Below are 15,417 nucleotides of genomic sequence, written 5' to 3' on the forward strand. Positions count from 1 at the left end.
TTACTTTTGAATTTGAAAATCTTGTAATATTGTTTTAAACAGGGCTTCTCGCTCGCGATGACGACGGAGATTTTCCCTATCTTGAGTACGTCGGCCTATACGGTTGGGCCTTTTCAAATAAGATTCGTATCTGCGAATGTTATCCGTTACATTCTTATGTAAACGCAAGAACTCTTGCGTATCCGTTTTCAATAGCTTTTCCAATTGTGCTCTCTCTGACTGGTGAGCTATGAATGGATGAATATAGAGAAACTTCCCAGTGTCGTTGAACGATTGCAGCTCGTCGAATGCCTGCAGATTCCGGATACGAAGTTCTACCATGTCCATGATATCATGCTTCGTCGGTTTCTTATCCAAACATTCGTCGAGCTGCTTCATTTGCTTCCAGGTGACAACGCGGTCATTGTAAATGAGTGTTGCCATCTGGACTTGCGGGTCGAAGAGGTTGTCCCACTCTATTTGCGGGTACTCCTCGTGCTTTTGGATTTTGCGGGAGCTTGAGACTTCTCTTTTTTTTTCTCTTCCTCCAAAGCTTCTTCAGCTGCCTCGGCGCGTGCTTCAGCTTCTGCCTTCGCTTCCTCGGCTTCCTCAAAGCCGGCTTCTGCTTCCTCCGCCCTTTCAATGGCTTCTTCCAATTGCCGCTGCAGTTCGCCTTCTCCGCTTTGGGGAGTGTCGCCGGCACTGTCGATAACCGTTACCGGTTGTTCCTGCTCCTCTGCCTTGAAAGAGTCGGCCGGAACTTCAGCCGGTTGGGCCGGAGGAGTCTGATTGTCGTCAACTATAGCGTCCGCTTGAGCGGTGGCATCAACGGCGGGAGGCTCTGCAACCGTTGCCCAGGCATTCATCCTTGAACGGCGGAACTCACGAATTTCTTCACGCGTGGAATAATCCAACAAGCTGTAAAGAATATCATTAGCATATCGTTTGGAATTCCGGGAATAGGTAGAGATTATCGGAAGATTAGGTTGCTTCTGCATGAGCAATTCAAGGTCATATTTCGCGGCATCCGGATTAAGGAGCGCATTGAAATGCTTCTTTTTTTCTTTAAAACCGTACATAATGAAAAGATTTATATCTTACAAGCTAACAAGCTAAAAATTAACGTAGTATGCCAGCTTGCAAGAGTGGTTCTTATTAAGCTGTCTGGACACGGCTTCCCTCAACCTCGATAAGGGTGGAGGGATCCAGCACGCGGAAGGTGATGGAAGAACCTGCCTTGGCGGTCCATGTGGCTCCGTCTATCAGGATGAACGCGCTGCTTTCGGCAATAGTAGCAGCTTTATCCGTACCTGTACCCTCAAGAGTGATATAACGTCCTTTATCATTTGCCGTCAACCCGTCAACTGTGGAAATGGCATAAGTTGCTTCACTTCCATCAGGAATTGCATAACGATTATTGGCCGGCTTAATCGTCAGTTTAGTAGCATCCGCTGCGTGCGAAGCTGCCGGCACTCTGATAATATCACCGACATATTTGTAGTACTGGTCAATGCTGGTACGTTTAAAGGTGAAGGTGACGTAGCGCCCGTCCTTGTCGTTTTTGGCTTCGAATGAAGACAATACCATTGGTCTATCGTAATTGCCAAGGATATACCACTGGGGATCACCCACCTCTTTAAATATCACGATGAACTTCCCACCGGCATGTTGTTCTGTAAAGTCAAGTAGCTGGTCGCGCATACCACCCATGATGATTACAAAATTATTTTCTCCACTGGTCGTGATATCGCCTTTCTCTCCTGTTGATGTAAATGTGGGGATGTCATGGGCGATGAAGTACTTCATATATTGCCCTTCCTTCATCGGAATTGTACTAATTTCCCTATTTGCGTTGGGAAGCGGGAACGGGACATCGGGGTTCACCTGGTCGATGTCCACCAGATAGACCTTATAGGCTATGTTAGAGCCATGGGTCTTACGGTCGGATACATCATCAACATCACCTATAGCCATCAATGCAGCCATCGTTGTACCGGAGAAGCCTGTAATTCCCAATGTAGAATCAGGTTCAAGAATCATACCGACAACAAATACCAGTGCGATGAGTGTCATCAGTGAGAGAAAAAAGCGGAGTTGCATTCTACGAGCCGCCTTGTTTCCTTTAAGAAAAGGATCTGAAATTTTTATTGCTTTCATATCAACAATTAAATTAGTTAGTTTTGAATAAATAAAAAGGGCGGGCCATCTTTACCCGCCCCATGTCACCTGAAAACAAACGGATTACCTTATACCGGAATTATCTGACACCGGGAACATTAGGCTGCAATTCAGCATTGACCTTACGTACGCCGCCTACCTGCCGCTCCAGTTCCAGGAAATTCCCCTTACTGTTCAGGATTACCATAATGTAATCACCGACTTTGGTCGGAGTATAAGCAGCTGTGATATCTGCAAATTTTCCCATCTTGGCAATAGTAGTAGCATTATCCGTATCACCACATTCGATAATATATGCCACTCCTGCCTTGGCATTGGTAATATCAGTTATGGCTTTAGCCGCAGTATTGGCTGTAGTCATTTGCCAGAAACCTTTTGATGCGTCCATGGTAGTTGCGTCCGCTGCCATATCTACAGCCGGTTTGTTCATGAAAATCTGCTGCCATTCATAGTTATTGGCTTTCAGTTTATCCAAACTGTCGAAACGGCGGCCGGTAAAGGATGCGGAGCAGCCTTCCTTCCAAGTGGACCAAGCTTTGACAAGCTCCATATCTTCCTTGTACTTGATGGAGAGCATCTCGCCGGGCACGTACTCCAGGAACTGGAGGTTGCCGGGGATGTCCATGAACATGAGCGGGAGCTGTCCAAGATAAGGCAGCCACACGATGCGCATGTTGGTGTCGGGAACGGTGTGCAAATAGCTGTCCGGTCCGGTGAAGTCGATGTCCTTGCCATATCTGGCACGGATGTTCTTGATCCACCACGGCTGGTGCATCTTGTTGAGGTAAAGAACATGGCTGTCCAGGTCCATGTCTTCCGTACAGGAAGCCGTGACGTCGCCCACGAACTCCTGAACGGCATCGAGCATGTCGGAAGCCGTATAAGAACGGTATTCCTCGTTGTCGTGGGGCAGCAGCTTGTACTCGTGCACGTAGCGGACGAGCGTGTAGATGATGCCTGTGCCTGCATTGAGATAGCTGCCCGCCACGCCAGTCTCGGGCTTCACGTAGATGCCGCGCATGCGGCGCTTGTTCTGTTCCACCTGGGCGGTCTCGAGCGAGTGGAGGATGCAGAACTCTATCATGTTCCACTTCACGGGGTCGGAGCCTTCCTTGTTCAGGTAGGCGATGTACATGCGCTCCAGCTCCTTCATGGGACCGAACTTGAGCTTGATCATGGCATCGTCCACATGTCCCATCTCATTCTCGAGTTTCATGTCGCCTTTCCAGATGTCGCCTTGCTGGTATGCCTGCGACAGTTCGGAAAAGAAGGCGTTGAACACCAGGTCGTGGTCCTGGATGCCGTAGCGCACCGGGAAATACTGCGTGAGGTCGCGCTTGGCAAGCACGCGGGCAATCAGGGCATCCTGGCGGAGCACCACATGCTGGTTGCCCACGCCGGCGGTGTCCACTCCCTCGTAGTCGGTGGCGAACTCGCCGGCGGCAAGGCGCTTGCCGTCGAGCATGCCGTTGGCGTGCAGGTAGGCGTAGCGCTTCTGCAGGGAGCGCGAGAAGGCAACCGCCTGCCGGCGGAACGACGCGCCTTCGGTCTCTTCGTCCCAGGCTCCGAACGAGGCGGCTGCCGACGGGTTGAGGGCGATCTTGTTCCAGCGCTCACTCAGGGCGAACATGGGGCTGTCGATGCCGAAAAGGAAGCGGGCGCGGTCGGCGGGACCGGTGAAGGAGACGGCAGGGGCGGTGACCGTATGTGCCGGCACGTCGGCGGCGGCGCGGTTGTTCATGCTGTTCACCAGGCTTTGCACGGCGGTGGCAAGCTGCACCAGGCCTTCGCCGGTGACGGGCTGCGGGGTGGCTGCCCGGGTTGCCGCAGTTCCGGTTCCGTTGTTTTCATTTTCCGGTTCCACGGCAGCAGCCGCTTGCGCCGGGTTGATGATGCCGGCAAGTATAGCCTGCACCTGGTTCATCTGTTCCGGAGAAACCGCATTGCCCTGCTGTTCCGCATGGTATGCGGCCAGGTCATCTTGCAAAGTGGCTTGATACTCCTTTTCGTAGGAGTTCACAATCTGCCCCCACTCCTCGTGGGTGAGCTGGTTGGCTTTTGCCTTATCCCACAATGTCAACTTTTGCAGGACGGTCTGAAGTCTTTCTTTAAAATTCATGATGAATTAAGATTTAGTTATAAATAGTTGAGAGCGCTTTTCTTTATTTTCTCCAATCCGGCATATCCATTACCGAGCTCTACCGCTTTGGCAATGACCTCAATAAAAGTCATGGATGCGTCAACAAGCCCTTTCTCAATGGCTTGCGGCGTGCTGAATGTTTCGCCACGAAATACAGGATCGTCTTCGGGCAGGCCGCTTAATTGCGGACGTCCCGCCAAAACGGCGGAAAGGAACTGCTCATTGAGCGGGTCCAGGTATTCTTTTACATACTGTTCGGTCTTTCCCTTTAGCAACTCCTCGCTTTTCTTGTTTTTCAGGTCGGATTTTGAGGCACGGGCCACGATACGCCTGATGCCCATTCTCTCGAACCAGCCATCGTAGTTGAAGGCTTCGAGCATGGTACCGATACAGCCAATCGTGTCGTTGGATGTAAGTGAAGCGATAAAAGAGGAGTGGCAAGTAATGTAATAGCAAGCAGAGCAATCGTACCGTTCCACTAAAGTAACGACAGGCTTGTTCAACGAACGCATCGTTTCACCAAGCCGGTCAAGATACCAGGCTTCACCGCCCGGAGAGTTGACATGCAGCAAATGGCATGTTATGGCAGGATTCGCTTCCGCTTCCAGCAAATCATATTCAAACTGTTTGCAGGAAAAGTACCAACGGCAATCCGCGGTAATAAATCCCCAAATGCGATGATAAGCGATAGTTCCTTCCGGCAGGTCCTCAGAGGAAAAGTTATCAGTGATTGTTATACCTTGAAGTTCCGGACGGGCTGCCATATTCTTCAAAAGAAGAGAGAGGGCAGCCCGTGATGTCTCTTTATAGGTGGGCGGATCATCATCGAAAAAGAAAGAGGTTGGCTGCCGGTCGTCGGCAGCGACTAAAGGAAAGGCTTCCATCATGGCAGAGGCAAAAGCTGGCGCAGGTGAGTTCTGTTCATTGCATATCTTTTCAGCGAAGATAGGCAGCGTGCGGAAAGAGGTGAAGGACGCTACACGAACGGCGAGTGGAGCATCCGGCACTCTATCTTCAGCGTGGCGGAGTTCAGATGGGGAGAAATGGAGACGATGGCGGGCAGTTTGTTGTCTCCGATGCGCACATTGCGGTGCCTGGTGTCGGTGAACTCCACAATGGCGAACCTGCCGGGCAGGAAGTCGGCGGTCACGTGCTGCGGCGGGAGCCCGATGGTGAGTTCCTTGCCGCAGTTCAGGCAGCGGCCCGCTTCCGACGACTCCTGCACCGGAGAAAAAGTAAACTCATCGGCCGTGAAGCGGTAGACGTCCTGCCGCATTTTATGGACAGGATATACTTTGATTTGAATGGAAAGTTCTCTCATGATGTGTAATGTTATGAAATTCAACAAATTCGCCATGCACAGGACATTCTCACCCCTGTTTGGGGACAAAACGCACGGTTCGGTCGGCGATTTTCTCAACCGTTTTTTAACTTCTTTTTGTAGTCGCGGCGTTTTTTCCGCTTCCGGATGTTCTCGCGCCAGCGGTAGAAGTTCTTCAGCAGCGCGTCTTCCGTAATGCTGTCGATGCAATAAAAGCACAGGAAGTTGTGCACGATGTCGATGTTGTTCAGCTCGTGCCCGTTCAGGTCGTTCTCGTCCATGGCGGTGTGGAGCTCGCGGTTGAACATGCGGCGTACTTCGTTCTCAATGATCTTGGCAGAACGCGGAGACAGGTAGTTGTATACCTGCGGGTCTTTGCCGATGCGCCGTTCCGGCAGAACCAGCGTCAGGTTGCCTTCATCGACGGGCGACTGGTTCTGATGCCTTTTCGCCATCAGCGACCAGACGACGTGGTACAGGTCCGTATTGTCAGGAATACGGAAAGGTTCATCTGCGCCGTTATTGTATTTTCCACGCAAATATTCGGCAAGGTAGGGTGTGATTGTGATGCTTGTCGTAATCATGGCTATTCACTTAAAAAAAAATATTTTAGAACTGTTTTCGTTTATTTGGGCTTCCAACTGTCCAACAGTCCAACAGACACGACAAAGTTACTGATTTATATTATGTTACGCAAATCAGCGGCCTGAAAAATGCCGTTGGATGGCGTCCAACACGTCCAACATGCCCCGGTTTTTTGCCGTTTTTGTTGGACGATGGCTGTTGGACGGTTGAAAAGCCCATATCCAACACGTCCAACAGCATCCTACAGGACAACCCCCATGTAGTATATATATATGATTTAAAAAGAAAACATATACTACTATACAACAGCATGTTACGTTTTGAAACGTTTTTCCTTGTTGGACTGTTGGACTGTTGGACGCCATGTTTGAAATATTTTCCTTTCAAAACTCTCTCTCCTCTGCTTTTCTTTTTATTCCAGGGGGTACGGGGGATTGGATGGCAGGAAACATGAGGATACCGATTGGGACTGGCGGCGAAAATTGTCCGGAAATCGGAATGTAAAAAAGCGATTACTCCCGATGGGGTGGCCACCGGGAGTAATCGCTTAGATTTGAAACAGGGACGGAGCCACCATTAAAAATCAATGTCTTGCGGAGCATAGCTTGCATCAATCGGGTCATTATCAGGATTGGATGTGGAAGCTTCGTTATCGGGACTGCGTTGCAGATCGATGCCATACAGTTCCTGGAATATTTCATAGTTGATTGCGATGCAGCTTGAGTTGGTGGACCGTTTCTCCACCTTGCGGACCATGTCGTTGTTGAGCCTGGCATCAACGCCCGTATCATTGGAGACGTCTTCTTCAAATCCGCCCCGTGGCACTTCCACCACTTCATACCAATTGAACCGCCGGGCATGTACCGAACCCATGTAGCTGGGATGCGAACGCAGGTTCTGCTCGATGGTGGATTGCGTGGACGCTTCCTGGTTGTAGGATGACCTGGCATACTGTGTATAGATTGTGCTGACACGCAAGAACAGGACCCTGGTGCCTGCCGGGATAGGCACGCCCTTTTTTTCATCGCCGGACAATTTGATGGTGATACGTTCCGGGGTGTCGATGGCAAAGTCCCTGCCCTCTTTGATTGCCTTCGTATCGATCATTACGTCCATTGCCTTGAAGAAGGTGGCGAGCTTGTCGGTTTTGGATATCAGTTCCACCTGTGACTTGATTTTGTCTTTTGCAATCCGGAAGAAATCGTCGTATGTGAACGGCAGGTGAAGGCCAGTGTAATCCTGGATAAGCCTGCAGGTGGCAAGGAACAGCGAGGCTGTCTTCATGAGCCGGTCTATCTCGCCGGCATTCACCAAGGCTTCCTTCAGTTCATCGTAAGCCTTTTGTTTGAGCATCCGGAAATGCTGCATCACCAGCGGCCGCAGCTGCAGGACTTCGAAAAGCACATTCGAAAGGCCTATTTTGGAAGGGTCTTCTATATCCTTGAGCTTGTTGAAAAGTTCCACCTCTTCCGGGGTACGGTTTTTAGGCTTGGGCACTTCGCAGACAATGATGCGCGACATCAGGGCATTGTCGTCGCGTTGGGGCGTTTCCTGACCGCAGATAATGACCGGCGCGTACACCTTGTCGTTTTCTATCTCCTTGCCGGATGTGCCTTTACGCTTCTGCCGTCCGTCGCCATCGTAAACAATGCCTTTCAACGCCTGGAACTTTATGTCTGATATGTCTTTATTGTTATATTCGTCGAGGACGACCGGGACATCCCGGAAGGTGCTCATCAATGTGGACATGGCAGCATCGGTGCCGATGTTCAGGTTGAAAATGGGCACTTTGGGCGAGATGAACAGTGAGCGTATGGATATCGCGATCTGCGTCTTTCCGGAAGACATCGGTCCCATGAAGAACGGCGCTGTGAACAAGCGGTCTATGCAGTGTATGTTGCTCCGGAAAGCGCACATGACGGCAAAGAGAACCGCCCACTTGCCGTTGTCGTTGATTTTGTACACGCGGTCCATCAGCGAAGCCCATTCGTCGAAAGTGCAGCGCTTGTCTGCGGGAATCTCTTTGTAAACGAGTTGTGAAATCAGTTCGTACTTGTCCGGCTGCCGGCCGGAACCGGCATAAATGGTGGAGAATGCCGGCAGATAATAGTTCTTCGCGTTGTGGGTGACCACTCCAAGTTCGTTGACCGCATCGAAACGCGGCGTACCGTCGACAACGTGGAAGATACCATTGGCAAAGGCAAAGAACTGCTGGTCTTCCTGCCGGGAAAAGCCGTCGGTCTGCTGGTTGCCATAAGTGACGATTTCGGTGCACTTGACATAGTGGCGGCTCATGTATTCGCGTATTTTTGTCCAATGCTTTTCTTCGCCATTGGTGAAATTTACCGCTTCGAGGTTGAGTAGTTTCTCTTCAATAGAACTCTTCTTGGCGAGGGTTTTGGACTGGACTTCTATATACAGCGGGGTTTTGTAATAGCGGCGGTTTATCTTGAGTACACGCTTGTTTTCCTCTTCGTTGTCGGAATAGATGTGCAACAGGGGAATCATGTAGAAATCGCCTACCATGGTGTGACCGGATTTCTCGTTCTTGAAGAGGTAGCACACGGGTTCTCCCTGCTTGTTCAGCTTCGGATAGTAATTGCATTGCTTGAACATCTGCATGTATTCGGGATTGTCCTGGACATAGCGTGGCAGTTCATCGGGGTCGTAGTTCTCGTCTTCGTAGTCGTCATCGGTGCGTTGCGCGTTGATTGCCATGCGGGACTTCCGTTTGGCAAGGTGCGGCTTCAGGATTTCGGTAAGTGCCTGTTTGGTCAGGCCAAGCCAGCCATGGAAAACGGTGAAGTTGATGATGCGTACGGAGTCATCGGCGTAGCTGATTACTTCCGCGCAACGCTCAACGTAAGGCGAACGCTCGCCATTGAAGGTCTTGAAGAACTCTTTGTGCAGGTAGATATAGTATTTGGCAAAATTCCAGCTTTCGATGCAATTTTCATTTTCTTCGGGATATCCGTCCTCCTCATCCCTGTTTTCTTCGTCACCGGCGGAAGGATATTTTTCGACCGACACTGTTATCGCCGTTATTCCCGCCCGGTACATGGACACAAGGGAGGTCAGGTAGGGAGACTCACTGCCATCCTTAAGGATGTGCAATCCGTCGCATTCTGTGGTGAACAGCGTTCCGGACTGGCGGAGCTGGATGATATCGCTCTGCATGGAGACTCCATGCACGTAGGCAATGGGGGTGTCTCCGTAGAGCGTGATGAATTCCTGGTAGTCCCGGGTCAGGATGACAGGCTCGTTGCCGGAACGTGTCTCCTTCAGCATTTCAAGTCCGTAAATGCCCGGATGCATCTGGCTCTTTGGCTTGACGCCGGCTGTTTTCTTGCTCCGGAGCAGGTTATTGACTGACCGGCACATGACTTCCGTATTCGTATCGAACTGCCTGGCGGCAGCCTCTATGCTTTTCAGGCGGAGGGTTTCGGAAGGTATGGCTGCCAGCAGCCTGCAAATCTGTTGCATCGCCTCTTCCTCTTTGTTGGGGTCTGCTCCCGGACTGCCTCCCCGCAGCAATGGCGCGAAATATCCCACGAAATTGACGGTATGGTTCATGACCCATTGCCCGGTATCGGCTTTAAGCCGCTGCGCCAGGTCGTCGGGGTCCGTGCCCGCCTGCAGGGCGACGGCACTTACCTGGAAGCCGGCGGAGAGAAACGTCTCGCAATGCTTGAGCGCGGCTTTGATGCCTGCGGCATCGGAATCGTACATGAGCGTGACTTTTTTCGTGAAGCGCCCTATGAGCTGCACCTGTTCCGGTGTCAGCGCGGTGCCGCCGCCCGCAATGACGTTGCACACCCCCGCCTTATGCATCGAAGTGACGTCGAACTGCCCTTCTACCAAGTACACATTGTCGTACCGGGCAATGGCGGCCCTTGCCTGGTATAACCCGAAAAGGTGCAGCCCTTTCCGGAAAAGCGGCGTATCGCCTGTATTGACGTATTTACCGACTTTTTCCTGGGGCGTCACGTAACGTCCGGAATAGCCTACGACATTCCCTTTCAAATCGAGATACGGGAACATAATCCTGTCACGGAAGACGTCATAGACGTATCCCTTATCCGTTTCCGCCAATATGCCGGTCTCGATGAGCCTTTGTTTGGAAAAGCCGGCGGCCAGGAGCTCGCCTTTGGCCTTGTTGTCCTGCGGGGCATAACCGATTTGGAAATCGGCAATGACTTTATCGTCCAGGTTGTATCCGCGTGAGTAAAGGTACGATTGGGCGTCCGGCAGATGTTTCCGGAAGAAAGCGGTTGCCGCTCTCATGGCAATGCGTTGCGCCTCGCGCTCCTTTGCCTTGGAAATCTCGTCGGCGGACATGATCCGTTCCGGCAGTGGTATCCCCGCACGGTTTGCCAGCCAGGTGACGGCTTCGTTGAAAGACATGCCCTCGTGATCCTGGACAAACTGGATGACATCGCCGCCTTTGCCGCATACAAAACATTTGTAAGTCTGCCGTGAAGGGCTGACGGTCATAGATGGGTGCCTGTCCGGATGAAACGGGCATGTGCCTATATAATTGATGCCTCTTTTGTGCAGCGATACGAACTGGCCGATGACGTCTGTGATTTCGTTGGCATCCTTGATTCTTTGCTTTAATTGTTCGTCAATCATTGTTTTCCTCCTCAAATATGCATAATTGGCGTGCCTCAAACGCTTCTTCCAGTGTCAGGCCGAAATATCTGGACAACGCAACGTACTCGGTATGTGTTATGTTCTTGCGCCCGTGGAACAAATCCCACCAGCGCATCTGGTTGATGCCTGTTTCGCTGTAAAAAGCGCGGGTAGGCATGAAGTTTTCCGGATGCCGGAACTTTATCCTTAGCATCTCCTGCACGATGTTCCGTTTTACTGTCCGCCCCGTAACGATATGGTTGCGGTGCATGTATAGTTTTACAGCTAAAACAGACTTTCCCAGATGTTCGGCCATCTGTTCCAATGTCATTTTGTTGACATTATCCCTTACGAAACTGTCTTCGTGGGATTGCCATCTTCCATTGTTCATAGCTTTCTTTCCTCCATATTTGTGTATAATCGTCATTGAATTCGTACTCCGGATGGTTGCTGATGTAGCAGCAGCAGAACTTGACGAAGAGTTCCTGCTGTTCCGGGATGATGGAGCCGGCAATATCATAATACCGGCCGGTGTTCAGTCTCTCAAGGGCGTTGTACACTCTTCTTTCAAAATCAAGAAAGGCATCGGCGCCCAATTTTGCCAGATAGTCGTCTATCCAGTCAAGGTTCTCCATACGATATTTTATAAGGTTTTCCATTCGTTCTCGTTTGTTTTCAAACCGGGTTTTAGCGTGCAACCGTTCCGCACAACCGGCTTCGGGGGCGGTTGAGCAATGAAATGGTTACCTGCATGTTTTTTTATGTTACGAGAAGTATGCTGGAAACACGGTGGCGTCCGGATAGCGGTCGATGAACGAAAGCATGTTGCGCTCGCGTTTCCGTTCGCGGCATCTCTTGTGGTAAGCCCGTTTCTCCCGGTATCGCTCCAACAGGCCGGCAAGCAGGTGCTCGTAGTCTTCGGCACCGATAGTATAGTAGATGCCACAGATGTTGAACACACCGGTGATGGCAACACCGTTCTTGCGGCGTTTGCCAAGGATGCGGATGGAGAAACCGTGCAGGTCGATGCCCATGGAATGGAAATAGTCGTAAGGGGTGACTGTAGAGAAGCTGATGCCCGTTTCGTGGGCGGACGTTCCGAAACTGTTTGTGGCAGCGGTGGAAACTTTTGCATTGTTGAGTATAACAATAAGTTTTTAAAATGAAAGTATCCGTGCCTTTCCCGCTGCTCATCACATCCACAAAATGCTGTGGGCGCATTAACGCTCCACACGGGGGTACACGGATACCATATATGGTATACAATATGTCCGGGCATAAAAAATGCCTGCACCGAAAATGCAAGCTCGCTGCCCGCATTTTGTGGAATATGTAAGATGAGCACTGCAAACATAGTGATTATTTTTGAATGCTGGTAATGTTTGGGGATGATTTTTTTAATTAATTCGCAATGACATACCATGCCTGTAAAGTTCTTAAATCTCTTTCGTGTTGCGTAATGAATTTACAAACAGGGTCATTAGTTGTGAATACGTACCGGATACTTCTTTTAAGTTGTCCGGATTCTTTGCGGAAAGTTTTAAATTCATCCGGTTGGTGGAGTGGTCGTGAGCGATGTGCAGGTATACAGCCCGGTTGCGGTCATCTTCCACTGACACGGCTATTTTTTCTACCACACCTCCCAGCTCGGAAGAATCCATCCACAAGTCCGTCTTTTTTTCGGTCTTGAGGTGGCAGTAGCGGTATACCTTGCCGCCTTTACGGATTAACTCTATGTCTGCGATAGTCGCTATCTCGTTGGTGCGCAGGATGCGCACTTTTTGTCCTTTTTTCATTGTTTATTCTCCTTTTTCTATATTATCGTCTTCTTTAAGTTTACGCCCGCAAAACGGACAATATTCGTATGAAATTTCCAACTCGCTTTCTGTCTTACAGAAACTGCCGTCTTTCTTTTTCTTTCGGTAAACGGCAGCTATTGTCGGTCTGAATTGTGCGCCTTCCTTGTCGATTATTATCATGCCGCGAAGTTTCGCCATGGGATCTCCCGTCTGTTCGCATACCAATTTCTCTACTTTTGCTCTACAAAAACATGCCATATCCATTCCTCCTAATCAATAAACGTTTCACAATCATACATATCACTTTTGCCATCGAACTCAATCCTTATGCAAGGAGTGCCGCATATCAATATCACCTCACCCATGACGGTACCTTTGCGCCCATCCAGCGGGCAGGTCACTTCACAACCCGGTTTCAGCTTCTCCAACTCACGTTTCATTTTTTCGGAAGTGAACACCTTGATGTTCCGGCCTCTCGATTCGTATGCGACAAGCCCGCCCCCAAACCATGTCATGAATTGTTTCACCATGTCCTCTATCTCAACCCGGCTCAATACAGCTTTTGTTTCGAACCGCTGGATGTGCACGTCCGGGAACTTCTGTTTGAAATCTGTTATATTCATAGTTACGGAATCTGATTGAATTCATCTATCTTATCTGCCAGAGCATAATACCCCATCACTTTTTGGTAGGAGATAATGCACACGGCATTGTCGGTGTCGCCCGCTATATGGAGTGTCCATTGCCCATGACAACCGATATCGCACACGTAAAGATGAACCGGACGGCTGCGTGGATATTTCTCGTTCTGTTTTTGTATCTCATGCCCGATATCGCATTTCAACGCATCCAGTGAGCATTCATCGGCAATCAGATGGCGGTCGAACTGCTGAACAAATATTTGCAACGCCCTGCCCTTCTTGTTGACATTGGCGTATGTCTTGATGTTGTCAATAAAGTACGGCATAACCATTCGGATTTAATTGTTTTTATCTACCAGGTATTTCTCCATAAGTTCCGGCAGGTCCTCCACCATCCGCATCAGGCACTCGCCCGGTCGGCCCAGACATGAGACGGTAAGGTAACTGAAATCCTGGTCTATCTCTTTCGCTTCGTCCACTTGCAGATAATCCAACCGATCGATGGCATCTACAAAGGGAAGGTAGCTTTTAAGTGGGAATCCGCAGGAACATGTTGCAGTGCCCGCGCTTGTGGGGCGTGGAATCCACATCCTGAATTTTCCGTCAGGTGTGGAAATGGAGGCGTAACCTCTTTGGTTTACTGAATTTCCCATTTTCTTCTGTTGTTTATTAAGTTAGTAAATCATCGTGCGGATGCCAGGAATCGAACCTGGTGGACACCATGCACCGCTTATTTAAGATGGTTGACATGCCAATAGGTTATCATTGCAGGGATGTCTCGTAAATGAAGCCTTGCTTTGATATTCTCACGATGGCGGTCAACAGTAAATTTGGAAATGGATAGTTCTGCAGCAATTTCATCAGAACGCATATTTCGTACAATGAGCCTGAATACTTCCATTTCTCTTTCACTTAAATTATTGTCTAATTCAGGTTTGCAAACAACTCCCTCTAATGGACACTCTCCCCGAAGAGGGCATTTGACCTCTTCGAAAATAAAATTGCCATTAATATCAATATCACGATTGTACTGGTCATATTCGCCGAAATTGCACCGAATGAACCTGTGTACAACACTGTATTCAAAATGCTTTTTATTCATTGTACGAGTAGAATAAAGCTTCATCAATGCTGCATGAGCCTTAGGATATCGGTCACTAATAATAGTGAGCATTTCGGAAATAAACTCGTAATCATTCTCTTTCAGACGTCGTGCCGGTTCATTGACGGCCTTGATCATGACATCTCCTTCCGGGGTATTATAAAATTCGATGTTTTGAAACATAGTATGCATCATTTTATTATCATAGATAAATAGCTTCTTCATTATTACATTCAATTATTTGGAATAAATAACTCTTCTATACTCTTGTTGAGATATAATATAGTCTGTAAGTACCATAATTTATTGGTTCTGGCTATAACATCTGCCTGTCAATTCTTCGAAGGGAATAACAGAGTTGTATTGAGTCATTAGCTCGTTAAAGCACTTTTCCTCCAATGGCTTAAAAGTATTATTACGTAGCTTTACATAAAAAGAAGGATATGATACACCACTCTTTTTCAGAAATGCCTCTCTGAATTCTTTTTTGTCTTGTTCGCTCAACGCATCATACTGGTCTTTAAGTACCATTTTACTAAGATTTTGTTCCTTTTTCATTATTAGTATGTTTTTTAGTCTTATATTTATACTGCAAACATAAAGTAATTTTGAGAAAATCACAAGTTTTGATTGAGATATTATCATTTTTTATTGAAATATCTCAAGTTGAGATTGGGAGGTTTATGATAACTTTATAATTATGAATGCAATAGATAATATTAAGAAGATACGTCTTGAAAAAGGTATTCCGCAGAAGAAAATTGCGGATGCTTTAAATCTTGATAATGCAGTTATAAGCAATATTGAGAATGGTAAACGTGAACTGAAAGTAAGCGAGCTTGAGATTATCGCAAATTGTCTTGAGGTAAGTATCATTGACCTATTTACATATCCTAAAAAATACGTACCTCTCAATAGTATAGAGGATGAAATAGCAGCTACTTTGACAATACAATTGAAAAAAGAAAAAAAAGACCAGGTATTGAAGTTGGTTTTTGGTGATAATAATTTAGAAATACTAAACAAGTAATGAAAACAAT

Annotated in this window: 19 protein-coding genes; 1 reads left to right on the forward strand and 18 read right to left on the reverse strand. The window is 48.6% G+C overall.

Annotated elements, in window-relative coordinates:
• From QZ327_RS05060 to QZ327_RS05145, 18 genes are all read right to left on the reverse strand, one after another.
• Positions 1 to 423: a hypothetical protein gene (locus tag QZ327_RS05060; protein WP_294617668.1), complete on the reverse strand. Its 423-nt coding sequence runs from the start codon at positions 421 to 423 to the stop codon at positions 1 to 3.
• 32 nt (positions 424 to 455) lie between these two features.
• Complete coding sequence (locus QZ327_RS05065) at positions 456 to 1,058, reverse strand: hypothetical protein (RefSeq protein WP_294617670.1); 603 nt, start codon at positions 1,056 to 1,058, stop codon at positions 456 to 458.
• Positions 1,059 to 1,134: 76 nt separating this feature from the next.
• On the reverse strand, positions 1,135 to 2,136 hold the full coding sequence (locus tag QZ327_RS05070; RefSeq protein WP_294617672.1) for a hypothetical protein: 1,002 nt from the start codon (positions 2,134 to 2,136) through the stop codon (positions 1,135 to 1,137).
• Positions 2,137 to 2,236: 100 nt separating this feature from the next.
• Positions 2,237 to 4,276 carry a hypothetical protein gene (locus QZ327_RS05075; protein ID WP_294617674.1) on the reverse strand — a complete coding sequence of 680 codons (2,040 nt, stop codon included), beginning with the start codon at positions 4,274 to 4,276 and terminating at the stop codon, positions 2,237 to 2,239.
• 17 nt (positions 4,277 to 4,293) lie between these two features.
• Positions 4,294 to 5,304 carry a S49 family peptidase gene (locus QZ327_RS05080; RefSeq protein WP_294617676.1) on the reverse strand — a complete coding sequence of 337 codons (1,011 nt, stop codon included), beginning with the start codon at positions 5,302 to 5,304 and terminating at the stop codon, positions 4,294 to 4,296.
• Positions 5,274 to 5,618, reverse strand: coding sequence for a hypothetical protein (locus QZ327_RS05085; RefSeq protein ID WP_294617677.1), 345 nt, complete (start codon positions 5,616 to 5,618; stop codon positions 5,274 to 5,276). The genes QZ327_RS05080 and QZ327_RS05085 overlap by 31 nt, the downstream gene beginning before the upstream one ends.
• A 95-nt stretch (positions 5,619 to 5,713) precedes the next feature.
• Complete coding sequence (locus QZ327_RS05090) at positions 5,714 to 6,202, reverse strand: hypothetical protein (RefSeq protein WP_294617678.1); 489 nt, start codon at positions 6,200 to 6,202, stop codon at positions 5,714 to 5,716.
• Positions 6,203 to 6,779: 577 nt separating this feature from the next.
• Positions 6,780 to 10,835 (reverse strand): DNA primase, encoded by a 4,056-nt coding sequence (dnaG, locus tag QZ327_RS05095; RefSeq protein ID WP_294617680.1) that lies wholly within the window; start codon positions 10,833 to 10,835, stop codon positions 6,780 to 6,782.
• A complete protein-coding gene (locus tag QZ327_RS05100; protein ID WP_294617682.1) occupies positions 10,828 to 11,226 on the reverse strand; it encodes an XRE family transcriptional regulator in 399 nt (132 codons plus the stop codon). The genes dnaG and QZ327_RS05100 overlap by 8 nt, the downstream gene beginning before the upstream one ends.
• Complete coding sequence (locus tag QZ327_RS05105; protein WP_294617684.1) at positions 11,177 to 11,494, reverse strand: hypothetical protein; 318 nt, start codon at positions 11,492 to 11,494, stop codon at positions 11,177 to 11,179. Before QZ327_RS05105 ends, QZ327_RS05100 begins: the two co-directional genes overlap by 50 nt.
• A 105-nt stretch (positions 11,495 to 11,599) precedes the next feature.
• Positions 11,600 to 11,869: a hypothetical protein gene (locus QZ327_RS05110; RefSeq protein ID WP_294617686.1), complete on the reverse strand. Its 270-nt coding sequence runs from the start codon at positions 11,867 to 11,869 to the stop codon at positions 11,600 to 11,602.
• A gap of 402 nt (positions 11,870 to 12,271) precedes the next feature.
• Positions 12,272 to 12,631, reverse strand: a complete 360-nt coding sequence (locus tag QZ327_RS05115; protein ID WP_294617687.1) for a hypothetical protein — start codon at positions 12,629 to 12,631, stop codon at positions 12,272 to 12,274.
• A gap of 3 nt (positions 12,632 to 12,634) precedes the next feature.
• Positions 12,635 to 12,892 carry a hypothetical protein gene (locus QZ327_RS05120; protein ID WP_294617689.1) on the reverse strand — a complete coding sequence of 86 codons (258 nt, stop codon included), beginning with the start codon at positions 12,890 to 12,892 and terminating at the stop codon, positions 12,635 to 12,637.
• 11 nt (positions 12,893 to 12,903) lie between these two features.
• The gene (locus QZ327_RS05125) at positions 12,904 to 13,257 is read right to left on the reverse strand and encodes a hypothetical protein (RefSeq protein WP_294617691.1); all 354 of its coding nucleotides are present in this window, start codon (positions 13,255 to 13,257) and stop codon (positions 12,904 to 12,906) included.
• Between the two features lie 2 nt (positions 13,258 to 13,259).
• Positions 13,260 to 13,601 carry a hypothetical protein gene (locus QZ327_RS05130; protein ID WP_294617692.1) on the reverse strand — a complete coding sequence of 114 codons (342 nt, stop codon included), beginning with the start codon at positions 13,599 to 13,601 and terminating at the stop codon, positions 13,260 to 13,262.
• Between the two features lie 12 nt (positions 13,602 to 13,613).
• Complete coding sequence (locus QZ327_RS05135) at positions 13,614 to 13,928, reverse strand: hypothetical protein (RefSeq protein ID WP_294617694.1); 315 nt, start codon at positions 13,926 to 13,928, stop codon at positions 13,614 to 13,616.
• 77 nt (positions 13,929 to 14,005) lie between these two features.
• Positions 14,006 to 14,602, reverse strand: a complete 597-nt coding sequence (locus QZ327_RS05140) for a response regulator transcription factor (RefSeq protein WP_294617696.1) — start codon at positions 14,600 to 14,602, stop codon at positions 14,006 to 14,008.
• Between the two features lie 78 nt (positions 14,603 to 14,680).
• Positions 14,681 to 14,935 (reverse strand): hypothetical protein, encoded by a 255-nt coding sequence (locus tag QZ327_RS05145; protein ID WP_294617698.1) that lies wholly within the window; start codon positions 14,933 to 14,935, stop codon positions 14,681 to 14,683.
• Between the two features lie 142 nt (positions 14,936 to 15,077).
• Between QZ327_RS05145 and QZ327_RS05150 the strand changes: the two genes are divergently transcribed.
• Complete coding sequence (locus QZ327_RS05150; protein WP_294617700.1) at positions 15,078 to 15,407, forward strand: helix-turn-helix transcriptional regulator; 330 nt, start codon at positions 15,078 to 15,080, stop codon at positions 15,405 to 15,407.
• The last annotated feature ends 10 nt before the right edge of the window (positions 15,408 to 15,417 follow it).

This window comes from uncultured Bacteroides sp. (assembly GCF_910578895.1).
In the GTDB taxonomy this organism is placed as follows: Bacteria; Bacteroidota; Bacteroidia; order Bacteroidales; family Bacteroidaceae; genus Bacteroides.

Bases quoted from the DNA above. Each gene is read 5' to 3' on its own strand.
- QZ327_RS05065 (WP_294617670.1), bottom strand. From the start codon at position 1,058: ATGTACGGTTTTAAAGAAAAAAAGAAGCATTTCAATGCGCTCCTTAAT.
- QZ327_RS05085 (WP_294617677.1), bottom strand. From the start codon at position 5,618: ATGAGAGAACTTTCCATTCAAATCAAAGTATATCCTGTCCATAAAATG.
- QZ327_RS05090 (WP_294617678.1), bottom strand. From the start codon at position 6,202: ATGATTACGACAAGCATCACAATCACACCCTACCTTGCCGAATATTTG.
- QZ327_RS05105 (WP_294617684.1), bottom strand. From the start codon at position 11,494: ATGGAAAACCTTATAAAATATCGTATGGAGAACCTTGACTGGATAGAC.
- QZ327_RS05145 (WP_294617698.1), bottom strand. From the start codon at position 14,935: ATGAAAAAGGAACAAAATCTTAGTAAAATGGTACTTAAAGACCAGTAT.
- QZ327_RS05130 (WP_294617692.1), bottom strand. From the start codon at position 13,601: ATGCCGTACTTTATTGACAACATCAAGACATACGCCAATGTCAACAAG.
- QZ327_RS05135 (WP_294617694.1), bottom strand. From the start codon at position 13,928: ATGGGAAATTCAGTAAACCAAAGAGGTTACGCCTCCATTTCCACACCT.
- QZ327_RS05115 (WP_294617687.1), bottom strand. From the start codon at position 12,631: ATGAAAAAAGGACAAAAAGTGCGCATCCTGCGCACCAACGAGATAGCG.
- QZ327_RS05070 (WP_294617672.1), bottom strand. From the start codon at position 2,136: ATGAAAGCAATAAAAATTTCAGATCCTTTTCTTAAAGGAAACAAGGCG.
- QZ327_RS05125 (WP_294617691.1), bottom strand. From the start codon at position 13,257: ATGAATATAACAGATTTCAAACAGAAGTTCCCGGACGTGCACATCCAG.
- QZ327_RS05120 (WP_294617689.1), bottom strand. From the start codon at position 12,892: ATGGCATGTTTTTGTAGAGCAAAAGTAGAGAAATTGGTATGCGAACAG.
- QZ327_RS05060 (WP_294617668.1), bottom strand. From the start codon at position 423: ATGGCAACACTCATTTACAATGACCGCGTTGTCACCTGGAAGCAAATG.
- QZ327_RS05140 (WP_294617696.1), bottom strand. From the start codon at position 14,602: ATGAAGAAGCTATTTATCTATGATAATAAAATGATGCATACTATGTTT.
- QZ327_RS05150 (WP_294617700.1), top strand. From the start codon at position 15,078: ATGAATGCAATAGATAATATTAAGAAGATACGTCTTGAAAAAGGTATT.
- dnaG (WP_294617680.1), bottom strand. From the start codon at position 10,835: ATGATTGACGAACAATTAAAGCAAAGAATCAAGGATGCCAACGAAATC.
- QZ327_RS05100 (WP_294617682.1), bottom strand. From the start codon at position 11,226: ATGAACAATGGAAGATGGCAATCCCACGAAGACAGTTTCGTAAGGGAT.
- QZ327_RS05110 (WP_294617686.1), bottom strand. From the start codon at position 11,869: ATGGGCATCGACCTGCACGGTTTCTCCATCCGCATCCTTGGCAAACGC.
- QZ327_RS05075 (WP_294617674.1), bottom strand. From the start codon at position 4,276: ATGAATTTTAAAGAAAGACTTCAGACCGTCCTGCAAAAGTTGACATTG.